Origin of the sequence: Halomonas sp. NPDC076908, assembly GCF_050269715.1 — a bacterium.
Taxonomy (GTDB): Bacteria; Pseudomonadota; Gammaproteobacteria; order Pseudomonadales; family Halomonadaceae; genus Vreelandella.
The window spans coordinates 1-14,351 of record NZ_JBNNIW010000009.1; the positions used below are offsets into that span (position 1 = coordinate 1).

Here is a 14,351-nt window from a genome sequence, read left to right on the forward strand (position 1 = left end):
ATTGCCCGATGATGGACAGCCCGGCGTGGCTGGTGAGGGTGCGGCGACTGGCGCGGAACTTTATGTTGGGCATGGCACTGTCTGGGTGAATGGCGGTAATGGCTATATTGCCATGCAGGTCAGTGGGTTAGAAGTGCTTCCGGGGGCCGGTCTCACGGATTCAGGGGTATGAAAGCGGCCTTCATTCGCGGTATTCGTTGAGAAAGTTCGTCCTTCACTATCTTTTAAACCAGCGTACTGTAGGTAGGTGTCCAGGCTTTCGCTGAAGTTATCTGGATAAATAAATTCTTTACCAGTATTGTAGGGCGGGTCGATATAGATCATCTTGATACTGCCGTAGTAGTCTTTTTGCAGAAGCTTTAGCACCTCAAGATTATCGCCTTCGATGAATAAATTTTCAGTGGTATCAAAATCCACCGACTCTTCCCGGCAAGGCTTAAGAGTGGCGGTTGAAGGCTGCTGGATCAACCGCAGGCAGTCGCGTTTTCCCGGCCAATCCATACCATACCGTTCGCGGCGGTTGTCATAAATATCTGTTAACTCGCCTAACTCAGCTTTTAAACGCTCAAAATCAAGCGACTCAACGACTTCCCCTTTATCATTACGGGTTTCGGTAAAAGCACTGGGGAAAAGCTGTTTGAGCTCAATGCGACGCTGCTGGGTTATATCCAAGGATTCGCCTGCTAAGCGGGTATTCTGGTTGCTCATACGACAATATAAACCCTAATAATATTTAATTTCCAATGCGTTGCAGCATCAGTCTGTATGGATATCTTTACTCGCAGCGTAAATTGTTAACAGCAGTTCGCTATCATCAACCATGCGGTATGTTGGCTCAACGCCACTTAATTCGCGGCTGCGGTTAATAATTTTGGGGACACCTTCCCCCCTCCGCTCAATCAGTGCTTGGCGGCCTGCTTCTTCTCTCGCTTGGTAATAGCGGCTTAACAAGTTAACCAACGCTTCATTACGGGTAACTGTGTTTTCCATTAAACCATCGATGGTAAGACTGTTGGAGAGCTGGCCGGGACTGAAGAGCTCCAGCCGGTCTGCAAACATATGCAGGCGAATACGCCGACCAGTCATGGAATAGTCACGGTGGGCAATGGCATTCACAACCGCTTCAAATACAGCGCCAAGGTCGTATTGAGGAATATCAATACGCCCCAGCTCTTTCTTAGCAGCTACTCGCAAATTGCGCTTCACGAAATCCACTGCACCATTGATCTGTTGATCAACCGGCCCGCTGTAATCCTGAGCATCCAACTGATCTTGGGCATCACGTTCAGTGCCGCTATAAAATACGCACTGCACATAGGCGTTGTTAAGCCACTGCGTAGGATCTGAAGTGAGTAGCAAAACACCGCACACGGACAAACCTTCGTCGTAGTCGTCCCGAGCAGTGAGATGCAGCTTAAAAAGCTGCTCCCGCTCCGATGTGTCTGACTTGAGAAAACGCTGCTTCAATGTCTTATCAACATTACTCAGAGCCGTGCCGGGAACCAATGATTCATCAAACCGTATTAGCCTCGCCTGGGAGCGCTGCTGAAATAAGCGCGCCAGCACTTCGGGTTTCATTTCTTGCTTGGTCGAGCCTACTCGCTGGTAGTAGCGTCCAGCACTCTGATGCACTGAAATGCTGCGAGAAATATCAACGCAAATGACCGTTTTAAGATCACCTTGCTGGTTAGGCAGTTGAACTAGATGGGTGTCTATGCGGACAGGTGGAACGATGCTGTTTTGACTTATATTGACGATCCACTCTTCTGTTTTGGCCACTTTTTCGTCATCAATACCTACCACTTCTCGGGTACGATCTATAACGCCAAGAATAATTCGACCACCTTGACCATTGGCAAAGGCAGCAATTTCATGAGCCATTTTATCTCGGTTAGGATCTTTAGGACGATCCCCATCATAGGTAATGGCTTTGAATTCAATACTGGAATCTTCGCCAAGGCGAATATGAAATAACAGGTCTTTAACGAGCTTTTCCCGATCCATGTTGCAATCCCGCAGAAGCTTAGTGTTTAAGTGTCCAGCGTGCAGTGAACAGCTCTTTAATATCGAGGGTCAGTTCAAGCTTTTCACTTACCTCATCCAGCAAGCGATCCTCTTCCTGTTCAATCTGTTTTTTCGACTGGTGATACTCTGCCAGAGCGTCATCCCGCTTTCGCTCTAGTTTACGCAACGCTTTTTTTGCCTGGATTTTCTCTACCGTGGACGCCAACTGCCGGGCTTCTTTCTTGTACATACGAATTTGCTCATCCAGCTCTTCAACTGTCGCCATCAACGCTTTACGACGATCCTGTGCCCAACGTTCAAGTTTTTCAGACTCTTGCTCTAAATAGCTATCTAGCTCTTCTTCAGTTTGTGCCTGTGCCTCTTCAACGATTTGCGTACGCCAATCATCAAATAACCCCGGGTGTAATGGGCCGGAAAGTGCTTGCTCGGAGGCAGGGATATACAACAGGTGATCGCTATTTTCTAAGCTCAACCGCTGACCGTCATCTGTCTGTGCTAACACAATCAGCCGAGTATTCTGCGTCTTACCGCGATTATAAGAGAAGCGGAGCTCAAAGGAGGTCAAAACTCCAGACTGACCGATGTAGTCCTTCAGCGCTGCAAACTGTCCTTGCAATTGATCATAATGAAACGTCAGATGCGTAGGTTCCAGAGAGTAGGATTTGGCTCTATGCACTAGCTCCCATGCCAAAAAATGTTCATTAGCCTGCAAGCGGAAAAATTCTGAATTATTTTCTTCAGCCAGTGGCCAGCTTAAATCATAACGCTGACCATTTAGATAAAAATGGTTAGTATTAAATACGGCGGCAGGAAGTTCAGCTCTTGCCAAGTCCATCAGTACCTGCTCATATTCCTGAAGAAAGTCATTACTCTGATCCCTGCGGGTTTTAAGTGTCGATACAACATCCCGATCAAAGTTATTCAACAGCGTCTCTCGAGCAGCGGTTTCTCTGACTACAAGGGTCTCTTCCAGCGTTTTTTGGAGCTGGTCAAACTCGTACTCAATCTCTAGGTCAGTACGGCACTTTTGGTAGATTTCGTAGATACGCTTTTCAATATCGATATTACCTTCAATCGCACCCAGAACCTCGTCTGACGCACCAAAAACGCCTTCGAAGAGCTTTAGCTTTTCATTAAGTAGTTGAAACACACGACGGTCAGCCGGGTTTTTACGATTGACAAAATTGGCAACTACCACATCGTTCTTCTGCCCATAGCGATGTACGCGACCGATGCGTTGCTCTACTTTCTGCGGGTTCCAAGGCAAATCGTAATTAATCAAAACCGAGCAGAACTGAAGGTTGATACCTTCTCCGCCCGCTTCAGTGGAAATGAGGATATCAGCTTTGTCACTGCGAAAACGGTCAACCAGGGCTGCCTTCATATCTGAAGCTTTGGAGCCACTGACGCGTGCAGATCCCTTATGATTTTGGAGCCATTCCTGGTAAATCGCTTTAGAGCGAGGGTCATTATTGGAACCGTTTAGTAATACCGTCCGGCCCTGATAGCCATTTTCTTCTAACAGCGCTTGTAAGTATTGCTGTGTACGGCAGGACTCGGTAAATACTACCGCTTTGCGTTGCCCGCCAAGGTTTTCTGTCATCGCCAATGCCTTCTCAAGCATCGTTAGCAAGGCCTGCCCTTTGGCATTAGAGGTGATACTTTGAGCTAGATCCCGAAACTCCTTAAGCTTGGCTATTTCTTGGTGAAGCGCATCATTTGAGTACGCTGGTTGCTCACTAAAAGCATCATCATTACTGTCGTTTTGCCGCGTTTCCAGCCAATCATCTATCTCTTCAATGTCTGATAAAGCGTCTTCGTTCAGTAATTTCTGCGCTTCTAATCGCTCAATCATACCCTTAAGCGTTTCGGCAACGGCGAAAGAGGATGAAGCCAATATTTTACGCAGACCCATGCTTACCAAGTGGCGAGCACGGAAATTAATCGCCTGATTATTGGGCTGTTGAAGATAGTGCGAGAGGTCTTGGTATAGCTCCCACTCAGCAGGCAGCGGTGTAAAGTCCTGTGTAATGGAATAGCGGTTAGTGAAGTTGATACCACCCTCTTCCTGAACCTGCCGCCTTAACGTTCGGTGGGTGAGCGGACGGATACGCTGTTTTAAGTCTTCAAGCGCCTTATCGTTCTTCTGACGATTAACATAAAGGGATCGAAATGATTTCTCATCACCAAAAAAATGAGGGTCAATTACCTGACTCAGGCCATACAATTCCATCAGGTTATTTTGAATCGGGGTAGCGGATAGCAGCACACGGCTATCGGCAAATTCGGTTGCTTCCACCAACGAACGCGCACGCTTACTACCCTTTTTTTGATAGAGATTGCGAAGTTTGTGGGCCTCGTCAAACACTACCAAATTCCAGCTTACCAAACGGATAGCATCTTTCTGGCGCGAAGCATATTCATATGAGCAGATGACGATTTTATCTTGATGATCAAACGGGTTATTGATCCCCTCTTTTTTAAGTTCTACAGCTACCTTGCCATCGATAATGACCGATGGAAGCTCAAACTTATCCTGCAGCTCTTGATTCCACTGCTTGCGCAGCGATGCAGGAACGACCAAAAGAATATGACGCTTGGCTTCAGCCCATTTCTGAGCCATCACCAAGCTAGCTTCGATGGTTTTACCTAACCCAACCTCATCCGCCAGCAACACCCCTTTTTCTAAAGGTGATTTTAATGCAAAGCAGGCTGCATCAATCTGGTGCGGATTCATATCGACACGTGCTGACGCCATAGCTCGTGAGATTTGATTCTCAATCTTACCGGACTGTGTCAACCAGTGGGCAAAGTAAGCGCTTTGATGGCGAGTGAACATCATCCATCCTTGTAATAGCTAAAATTGGGTTAGGTGGGAATCTTGCTCACAAAGTGTTTAGTTTGCTACTCATTTGAGTCTCAGCAAACCATAGTGATTGAGCATTAGGTTATCATTTGGCTACAACTGATGTGCTCTTCATTCTAAGAAACAATTCTTCACAATCAGTGTTGCCAAATCTTACTCCTCAATGCACTAGGCGTTATACTGGCATTCTATATAACAAAGATCCCCTTGGGCATCACCGTTAGAAAAGGATTTAACATATGCTTCGGCGTCATTTTTTACGAGTTTCAGGTGTACTGTTGGCCAGCGCTTGGCTAGCCGGTTGTGCTAGCCCACAATATTTACAGCTCAGCCCTGAGCGCAGCGCGGCTGTGCCGCAGGTGGGGTCTGGTCAACAGGTGACTGTCATTGCCCAAGATGGCCGTGAAAGCGATATTATTGGCAACCGCGCGGGTGGTGGCATGTCGACAGCCCACATTACGGTGAGTAGTCATGAGCTGATCCCGCGTTTGCAGGAAGAAGCGGAGCGCGCAGTACGTGACATGGGCTTTAGCCCAACTACGGAGCAGGCCCAGGGGCGCCCAAGCCTAACACTGGAACTCGCTAGCTTAAATTATGGTCGTGGCGACAGCGGTCAACCGATGGTCGATGAGGCGCGCCTAGAAGGCGTATTGCGTGCTATTGCGCAAAATAAAGGCACGACGTACACCGGCACTTATACATCACGTCGTACCCAGGGTTATGCTGTTCGCCCCGGTTCAGACAGCAATACACGTATGTTAAGCGACCTACTCAGCGATGCTATGAACCGCGCATTTAGTGATCCTGAGTTAGGCCGCTTGTTGGCGCGCTAACACCGATTACGGCACGCTCTTTATCTGACGCCAACAATACGGACCGCGCCTTTGACCTATAAGGCACTATAGGCGCGGTCCGCGTCGCTCCAGCCCCCAAACGCTTTCAGTTCTGCCGCGCTCATCAGGGCTACCCTGTTCCAGAAAGGTAAGTGCAAAGTTGGGTGAGAAAAGCCTTTCAATCTCACTGCTAGGCACGCTGTAAGGTGGCCCCGCCTTGCCTTCAGTATGGGCTAAGCTAATCAGCAAGCCTTTAGCACCCGGCGGTACTAACTGAGCCAAATGAAACGCGTAGCGCTGACGTGTGGCTGGCGGCAGTGCAATCAACGAGGCCCGGTCATAAAAGGCACCAATTTCAGCGGCCTGCTGTATATGCAGATGAAAAAAATCCCCGCACCACAATTCCACACTGCCTTGACGGAAAATATCAAATCCTGCCTGACGATAGCGTGAGACCGACGTACTACGCTGAGCTAAAAACTGTTCAATCGCCTCAGGGGCAAACTCAATACCAAGAACAGGATAGCCCGCATCCGCTAACCAGCGCATATCAAGACTTTTACCGCATAACGGCACAAGCACTTTAGTGCGTGGAGCAATACCTAGCGCATCCCAATGACGCAGCAGTGCCGGGTGCGCCTGCTGCAGGTGAAAGCCGATACGCCCCTCTTGCCAACGCTTGCGCCATTGATCACTCATTGTTCGCCAGCCTCGCTATTGATCGCGCCAACCTGTTATGCATAACAGCATGTTAGAACCAGCGGTCACGCTTTTTACGCCGGCGCGGAAGGTGCGGCACAATCAGACCCACTAATAGGCCAGCCCCAGCAACGCCGCCGCCATACATGAAGTAGCGCATCAAGAGATCTTCTTCCTGGGTCTCCAGGCGCGCTTGAAGTGCCCTTACCTGCTGACGCGATTGCTCAGCCTGACTATCGAGCTCTTGATTGCTTGCTTCAAGCTCTGCAATGCGGCGCTCGCGAACTTCTAGCGTCTCAGTCATCGATGAAACACGCTGCTCCCATGCCTCGTTGATGCCATCAAGTTCAGCGGTTAACTCTTCGACCTGCTCTTCCAATGCCGGTAGCTGCTCAACCGCGCTGGGCGTTTGTTGAAGCTCGTCGCTCAACACCCAGACAGCATTACCTTCACTATTGCGTACCCGGCTGTAGTTGCCGCTGGTTTCCAGCACATCCACCTGCTCACCGGCATTTAACGTGCCGATGATGCGGTAGCCATCTGTCGGGCCGCTACGCACGTAAGTGCTGAGCTCATCGGTCACCCAAGCTTGGTTACCCGACTGCGCATCAACCTCCATACTTGCCACACTTAACAACACGCCAGCCGCAGCGGCGTAATATCGAAAACGAACTCTATTTACGTGCATAACATGATGTCCTAATTAAAACGCTGCAAGGCGGACGAGCCAACAACGTTTATCGCCTAACTTAGCGGTGCGTTTGTCTCATACACTTACCCTTCTCCGCGCGGTGGCAACGGAAAGGGACGGGGAAACTCCGCTACCCGAGCATCGGTTTTAACCGCCTTCAATGGGCCCTCACGCTCTACCTCGTCAATACGCACAATGGCGTTTAACGGCAGGTAGCTACGCTTAACGCCTTCGAAGGTTCGCTGCAATTTTTCAGTCGCAGGGTCAACGACTACCCGTGAAGCATCGTCAAAGACAAACTCCTCGACCTCAATAAAGCCCCAGAGTTCGCTTTGAAAGATCTCTCTGACGTATAAATCCCATATTTCACCCTGCTGGTGAACCACCACACGGTAGATCGGCTTGGCCGCCATCTTGGCCTATTCCTCTTGCCATTTGTACATGAAGTTGAACCGCCTAGCTTACCATAACCACGCTCGTACGCCTTTAGCTAACCCTGCGTTAGCGCTACGGATAATGCGCACATTAGCCGGGCATACGCCCCCTCGTGTATGGTGGGGCGAGTAATTTGGCAATTCTGTTCACACACCAAGTAGGAGTCATCAACATGCAAAAGGATCCAAATAAGGGCTATATCGCCTTATTAGGCTGGAGCCTCAATGCGATTGAAGGGGCAGAAAATTTTGACCGCCGCTACATAGTCGTTGCACCTGATTGGGCGGAAGAGTATTGCCAAAAACATGATATCCCCTATGTACCTTGGAATTTCGAGCGCCTTAATGATCGCTCCATGGAAATCGCCTGAAGAGACCGAAGATCACCCCTACTTTGAGTCTCATGAGCTAACCTCGCCCGTAGAAGAAACCGTTACCAAACGCACCGCATTTGGTACCCATTGGGGTCTGATCTACTTCAAAGGTGAGGATGCGCATACGATTCGCGATCTGCTAAAACGCCAAGAAGACCTCGACTTCTATGTATAATCCTCGCTGATGCTGGGATAAGGAGTCACCGTGAAGACAGATCAAGAGACGTCTTCTCAAGAAGATAGCAAGCTCAATGGACTATTGAGCAAATTTGATGATGCCGTGCGCCTGCTAATGCAGGCGCCCGCTTTCTCAAAGGCCGCCAAACTACCGCGCGTAATGGACACTGCGCGGCGAGTACTTCTTCAGGATGGCGGTTGTGAAGCACTGGAGGCGCGCGCGCAAGCGTTCGAAGACGCCGGTGTTTTTTTAGGTTCTGATTGGGAAACCCCTCAGTTCTTAGTGCCCACGCTAACTACCTTCGCACTGAAAAGTGCCGATGCCAATGTGGTTGTCATTGAAGCATTAAGTGAACTCAGGCTTCTCGCTGTCGCTAAGAGCGATTACGAACACCCTCTAGTCTCAGCAGATCATGCCCACCATTACCTCACCCAGGTGATGGCGATTAATCTATGGCTGCTTTTCTTGCCGCCCAGCGAGGCGGAGCGCGAAACCCAGGGGCGACTAGCCACCATTCCGCGCCAGCTTTTCCAGCATCTCGCTGAGCGAATTGGTTACGAACATATTGTTGATCAGCTAATCGATGAGATTTGGCGCATTTTAAAACAGCGCCCAATCCAAGTGGATGCTATCAAGCAGATGATCACTCAGATTGCGCTTTGCCAGGCGAACCCAGCAATTGATCTTGGCGCTAGCGGCCAAGGTGCGGATAGGCTCGTCAGTTCACTGTACGGCCCCACCCAAGCTTGCCGAGAAGACCCAGGTGTGGATGTTTATCGCGAACGCTTAGAGCATATGGATCAAGCAGCCCTTCAAGCTGAATCCACGGGCTTTGCGCGAGCGATGCATGACACAGGCTTAGCATCACCTTATCACGCCGTACTGTTACGCCACTTACTTGAAGAGGGCGATCACTTACTTGCCGAGGCAATGGGCCTGTCGTCCACTGGACGTGACTGCCTACTCTGCTATCGCGAGTTAGTTCAAGCGCTTATACGTGGCGGCGTTTACCCTGCCACCTGTCAAGCGGTCTATGGCCTTGCACTGATGCTTGAGCGCGGCATTCTCTATGAGCCTCCGGTCGCGCCAGCCATGTGGCGGCAGCTCAATTTAACGCTTTCTGAGTGGGCGCAGTCGCGACTTAGCGTGGCCTATGGCGACAGTGTTTCTCCCCGTGCACGCTTAATTGAAGGCGTACTTTGTATGTTGGGGCTGCCCTTGGGTGTTGGCCAAGGCAATAACCCGACCTGCCAATCGGCACGGGCGCTTTCCATGTGGGCGTATAACGACCCCGACTACCTGCTGCAAATGGTGGCATGGGCGGCACGTGATGACGAAATTATTATGCATTTTGAAGGACAACCCATCTCGTCAATGGAGAGCGTATCAGGGGTTGCCACTGAGCTGCCGATGGATCTTGACCCTGTTTCGCTAATCGTAGTGCCCCATCTTGACCGTATTTATGCGGAAATGGGCCGACGCTGCATAGGGCGTGAAGGCGATCCACATCGCTGGGTTAATCCCGAATTTCACGGCTGGTGGTCAGGACGTGGCTTTCGCATCAATGTCGATGTGGCTACCGGGCAACTGAGCGATGTCGACAATTTTGTGCGACATTTCTATGCCTGTTACCACCCTTACTACAATGGCAACCAGCCGTTGATCCATCCGCAGCCTGCGGGCGTTGCCGTGACCGATAGCGCAGCGCGATTTATTGGCTGGCATGCGATAACGATTTTGCGAGCATCTCTTGATCCCTCTGAAGTCATGCGCGTTTATTTCTACAACCCTAACAATGACAGCGGCCAGGATTGGGGAGATGGCGTTATCGTAAGTACGTCGGGCAACGGTGAGCGCTTTGGTGAAGCATCACTACCTTTTGAGCGCTTCGTATCGCGTCTCTACATTTATCATTATGATCCGCTTGAACACGGAGAAGTGGCGGCAGTCACTAGTGAGGAGCTGGAAAATGTTAAATACTACTTACACCGTAGCTGGGGAGCGACACGCATACCGCCTATTGAGCTGCAAGCAGATCAAGGTCCCAACGCGCCTCCTGATGAAATGTCATAGGCCTGATTAGCGAATAACACCCATACTCATGATACGACTTGATCAACTACTGGTCAGCCAAGGGCTGGCCAGCTCTCGTACCCGCGCACAGCGCCTCATCCGCCATGGAAGAGTGCGCTTAGCGAATAGTGGCAACCTGTTAAACAAAGCCTCTGAAAAATGGCCAGAAAATACGCGCTTTCGTGTTGAAGATGACCCAGAAGAGCGCTATGTATCCCGAGCAGGATTGAAGTTGGAAGCCGTACTTAAAACGCTTGAACTACGCTTTGACGATTGCGTTGTGCTCGATATTGGCCAATCTACCGGTGGTTTCACCGACTGTGCGTTACGTTTTGGCGCGCAGCATGTGGTGGGGGTTGAAGTGGGTCATGGGCAGCTTGCTGCCGAGCTGCGAGGCAACCCGCACGTTACTTGCTTGGAAGGCTTAAATGCCCGCGCTATGAGTAGCTCAGAGGCGCTCAACAGTGTGCTTGCCGCCAAGCCCATTAACGTCGCGGTAATGGATGTCTCGTTTATATCGCAAACGCTGATTCTGCCCGAAATTGCCGTTCTGCTACCACCGGGCGGCCAACTGATTTCACTGGTTAAACCTCAATTTGAACTAAATCCTGGCGCTTTGGATAAACGGGGCGTGGTACGCGATGCCAGGCTTTTTGCAGACGTTGAAGCCAGCATTCGACGCGCCTGTGACGAATGCGGGCTGATTATTCAACATTGGCAGGAAAGCCCTATCACCGGGAGCGATGGAAATAGAGAGTTTCTTCTCCATGCCATCACTAAGGTTTAAGTCTCCCCAGGCGAGGATAGCGGTGGCGTCAGCGGCTTAGCCGACTGTATTTTTACCGAGTCGCCGTTATCGGGGTGTAGCCATACGTCCATTTGTTCATACGCTATGCGCACGCCGGCCTCGCGAAACAGCTCATCGACACGACAGTTGACTTCATCTGCCGCAAAGAGACGATCGACAAGGTCATTGACGAAAATACGCAGCTCAAAATTGAGGCTATGTTGGCCATAGCTTAAGCAGAACACCTGGGGCTCTGGGTCGCTGAGCACGCGGGGGTTTTCATCCGCTGCCTGACGCAGCAACTGATGCACCTTCGGCATATCTGAGCCATGCGCGACACCATAAGTCAGCACGACGCGAGTGACGTTATCTGACAGCGACCAGTTAATCAGTTGGTCAGTCACGAATGTTTTGTTGGGGATAATGATCTCTTTACGATCAAAGTCGGTGACCGTGGTCGCGCGGATGCGGATGCGACTAACGGTGCCATGCAGGTTGCCGATAGTAATGGTATCGCCAATACGAATTGGGCGCTCAAACAGGATGATCAACCCGGATATAAAATTGGCAAAGATTTCCTGTAAACCAAACCCCAACCCCACACTTAAAGCGGCCACTAACCACTGCAGCTTATCCCACGACACACCAAGCGTTGCTAGCCCCATCACTATCCCGGTGCCAACAATAATATAGGAGAGCAGTGAGCTAATCGCGTAGGCACTGCCCTGTTTCAATGTCAGCCGAGATAGCACCATCACCTCCAGCAGACCTGGCAAATTGCCCGCCATGATAACGGTAATGCCTACAACCAGCAGCGCGGTAAATACATCAGAGATCGACAAGACATCATTAACTAAATCGCCCTCCTGGGCATCCCAGAGCGATACGTTGTCTAAATAGCCGAGCACCGAGAGTAAATCCGACCACACTAGGTAAAGCAGCACACTGAAACCAATCAGTACAATCAGCTTAGAGAGGCGCATGGACTGGCTGTTAATCTTTTCCATATCCAGTGGCGGCTCTTCTACTACCTCAAGTCCCCCCTCGGTCCCTTCCTGCACCTGAGCACGTCGGCGAGCGAGCGCACGCCGATACGCCAGTCGTCTTGCGGCTACCGCTAAGCTTCTAACCAGGGTGGCTTCCACAACTACCCACAGCCCGAGAATGTAAAGGGTGATAGCAAACCTGCCCACCAAGCGCAGCGCGGTGTATTCATACCCCCAGGCGACTAGCCCTAACAGCATAAGCGGCACCGATGCCATCGCGAGGCCCAGCATTAAGCGGAACAACCGCACCCCAAACACCGGAATGTGCGCCAATATCAGCTGCGCCAACCACCAGCTCATTGCGATCAGGCCAAACGAAAATAAGCCCAGAGCGACAGGACGAAGCGCCAGCGGGGTTTCCATTTGCTCCGACATGGCGGCAATGCCAATCACTGGAATGAGAGCAACACCCAAACCTCCCAGTAATTGACGCAGACGAGCGGTATATCTAGGCGACCAGGTAAAGTGGCGCTCGGCCACCCCATCATGCACCAGCAGCCGACGAACCCACGCTACTACTGCCCAACTTAGCGCTAACTGAAGCAGCGCAGGAGCAACGCTACTCCCTAGTGGTCCGGAGGTGGTTAACAGGCCCACGCCAATGCCTGTAACGGCTAATGGTCCTGAGAGCGCCAGCAGCGCATTTAACAGCACTGCTTTGGGGGTATGCAGCTGAGTGTCGCTTTTTAGCCGACCAATTTGAGAATGTAGATCGGCTAAGCGTGTCTTAATTCTACGTCTTAACGCGATTAACGATAAGCTTACCAGTATAAAAGGCGCGCCCTTTAACATGTCCCATGAACCGCCCTGCCAACGCGTTGGCAACACCGCTCGCCACTCACCCTCTTGCCACTCTAGCAGTAGATTAGCGGGCAAGTGGCGCAGCCAGTTAAAGTCCAGGGGCCGGCTATTCGCAACCCAAAAAAGCTGTTCATCTATCGTTTCACGCAACTCACTAGTGGTTAGCAGTAGCTGCTGTTGATTCAGCTGTAGCTCAATGGCAGCGCTCAACAAGCTACCGTAGGATTGCTCTAACTGCTCTACCAGCTCACGACGGGATTGATAAAGCCGCGATAGTGAATCCACTAGCCCGGGGGTTGCTTCAATACCGGCCTCCTGTAAACGCGAAGCGGCAAACTGTTCGCTTTGACGGAGCAAATCACGCTGGCGTACCAAATCAAACTGCTTTAAGCGCAGATCAGCAATTTCATCTTGTAAATCTCGCCTTGGGACGACTGAAGGCAACGATTGGCGCTGTTCTCGCAGAATACGCGACAGTAACTGGCTACCGCGTATGGCATCAATCTGCTCGTTGAGGCTTCGCTGCAGCTGGCGTACATGCTCTAACTGCCGCTGAGCTTCGATATTCTCCCTAACAATACTGTTAGCACGATCCGTGGCACGCAGTAGTTCAAGGCTTAATGTCTGATTGGTTTGTTGCGCTTGCAATACGACAGGGTGCCCTGCAGCAATTAACGGATCGTCTCTAGCGGCATCGGCAATCGCTTGTTCAGAGGCTAAGCGGCGCTGACGATCAATCACCCCTTGCAGTATGCTGAGCTGCTGTTCTTGATAATCGATCTGTAACAACAGTACATCGCGCCGCTGCTGGGATAGCTCGCGCAGACGGCTATTAGCGCTCAGTTCACGCTGAAAGAAACTTACTTCACGGTCGGCCAGCACTCGCTCAAGGCGCCACTGAATCAATCGCGCATCATTAAGTGCGGAGAGCTGGCGATCTGCTAACAAAGCCTCGCGCTCATCGTGCTGTCGGCGTAAACTCTCTGCTCGCTGTAGCGACTCTGCGATGGATTGTTGGGCGCGCTCAGGAAGCGTTTGGGCAGCAAGCAATTGTGAATTCACTTCTGCCAGTTGGCTTTGCAACTGCTGGAGCTCGACCACTGCATCGGTTTGCAACGTTTCTAGCTCATCGAGTGGCCGGTCACTCAAATCAGCGATTGAAAGTTGCTGCGCAGCCTCTTCCGCTTCGTTTAGCTCGCGCTGTAAACGGGTTAGAATCTCCGGCGCTTGCTCAACCCTGGTTTCCAAAGCGGCTAACCGCTCACTGACAGAAATTAATCGTTCATAGGCATCCAGCGCTGCCTCTAAGGCTTCTTTGTCGCTGGTCTGTTGAGCCGTTAAACCGCCTTCTACTGCTTCAAGCTGAGCGAGGCGTGATGTTAGTTCAGCCTGGTCAGGAACACGGTCAAGCGTATTAGCATAAGCAGAGTTAACAGCAATGCTAATAATAAGCAGGGTAAACAAACTCATTACTACCCATTTAAAGGCGCATTTCACCACGTTACTTATGCCTCGTTGACATCGACAGCTCCGCACATACGGAT

Annotated in this window: 11 protein-coding genes and 1 pseudogene; 5 read left to right on the forward strand and 7 right to left on the reverse strand. The window is 50.9% G+C overall.

Annotation, left to right across the window (positions count from 1 at the left end):
• Positions 1–102: 102 nt before the first annotated feature.
• Genes ACQKE4_RS06980 through ACQKE4_RS06990 form a run of 3 tightly spaced genes read right to left on the reverse strand, consistent with a single transcriptional unit; the run spans position 103 to position 4,867 of the window.
• On the reverse strand, positions 103–708 hold the full coding sequence (locus ACQKE4_RS06980) for a hypothetical protein (protein ID WP_427387535.1): 606 nt from the start codon (positions 706–708) through the stop codon (positions 103–105).
• Positions 709–756: 48 nt separating this feature from the next.
• Positions 757–2,004 carry an RNA-binding domain-containing protein gene (locus ACQKE4_RS06985; protein WP_427387536.1) on the reverse strand — a complete coding sequence of 416 codons (1,248 nt, stop codon included), beginning with the start codon at positions 2,002–2,004 and terminating at the stop codon, positions 757–759.
• A 19-nt stretch (positions 2,005–2,023) separates the two neighbouring features.
• Positions 2,024–4,867: an SNF2-related protein gene (locus tag ACQKE4_RS06990; RefSeq protein WP_427387537.1), complete on the reverse strand. Its 2,844-nt coding sequence runs from the start codon at positions 4,865–4,867 to the stop codon at positions 2,024–2,026.
• A 263-nt stretch (positions 4,868–5,130) separates the two neighbouring features.
• On the opposite strand from ACQKE4_RS06990, the gene ACQKE4_RS06995 reads away from it, so the two are divergent.
• A complete protein-coding gene (locus ACQKE4_RS06995) occupies positions 5,131–5,724 on the forward strand; it encodes a YajG family lipoprotein (RefSeq protein WP_427387538.1) in 594 nt (197 codons plus the stop codon).
• Positions 5,725–5,790: 66 nt separating this feature from the next.
• Here the strand turns inward: ACQKE4_RS06995 and ACQKE4_RS07000 are convergent, their stop codons facing one another.
• The 3 genes from ACQKE4_RS07000 to ACQKE4_RS07010 all read right to left on the reverse strand — a co-directional run bounded on the left by ACQKE4_RS07000 (position 5,791) and on the right by ACQKE4_RS07010 (position 7,527).
• Positions 5,791–6,423 (reverse strand): thiopurine S-methyltransferase, encoded by a 633-nt coding sequence (locus ACQKE4_RS07000; protein ID WP_427387539.1) that lies wholly within the window; start codon positions 6,421–6,423, stop codon positions 5,791–5,793.
• Positions 6,424–6,475: 52 nt separating this feature from the next.
• Complete coding sequence (locus ACQKE4_RS07005) at positions 6,476–7,111, reverse strand: TIGR04211 family SH3 domain-containing protein (protein ID WP_427387540.1); 636 nt, start codon at positions 7,109–7,111, stop codon at positions 6,476–6,478.
• Between the two features lie 86 nt (positions 7,112–7,197).
• On the reverse strand, positions 7,198–7,527 hold the full coding sequence (locus ACQKE4_RS07010; protein WP_427387541.1) for a DUF1820 family protein: 330 nt from the start codon (positions 7,525–7,527) through the stop codon (positions 7,198–7,200).
• Positions 7,528–7,721: 194 nt separating this feature from the next.
• On the opposite strand from ACQKE4_RS07010, the pseudogene ACQKE4_RS07015 reads away from it, so the two are divergent.
• The 4 genes and pseudogenes from ACQKE4_RS07015 to ACQKE4_RS07030 form a co-directional block, all read left to right on the forward strand.
• Positions 7,722–7,916, forward strand: a pseudogene (locus ACQKE4_RS07015) (carboxylate--amine ligase); the annotation flags it as partial.
• Positions 7,894–8,097, forward strand: a complete 204-nt coding sequence (locus ACQKE4_RS07020; protein WP_427387542.1) for a hypothetical protein — start codon at positions 7,894–7,896, stop codon at positions 8,095–8,097. The pseudogene ACQKE4_RS07015 and the gene ACQKE4_RS07020, both read left to right, overlap by 23 nt.
• Before the next feature lie 30 nt (positions 8,098–8,127).
• Positions 8,128–10,173, forward strand: coding sequence for a hypothetical protein (locus ACQKE4_RS07025; protein ID WP_427387543.1), 2,046 nt, complete (start codon positions 8,128–8,130; stop codon positions 10,171–10,173).
• Between the two features lie 28 nt (positions 10,174–10,201).
• Positions 10,202–10,960 (forward strand): TlyA family RNA methyltransferase, encoded by a 759-nt coding sequence (locus ACQKE4_RS07030; RefSeq protein WP_427387544.1) that lies wholly within the window; start codon positions 10,202–10,204, stop codon positions 10,958–10,960.
• Here the strand turns inward: ACQKE4_RS07030 and mscK are convergent.
• A complete protein-coding gene (gene mscK / locus ACQKE4_RS07035) occupies positions 10,957–14,307 on the reverse strand; it encodes a mechanosensitive channel MscK (RefSeq protein ID WP_427387545.1) in 3,351 nt (1,116 codons plus the stop codon). The two genes, ACQKE4_RS07030 and mscK, sit on opposite strands and share 4 nt — an antisense overlap.
• Positions 14,308–14,351 lie beyond the last annotated feature (44 nt).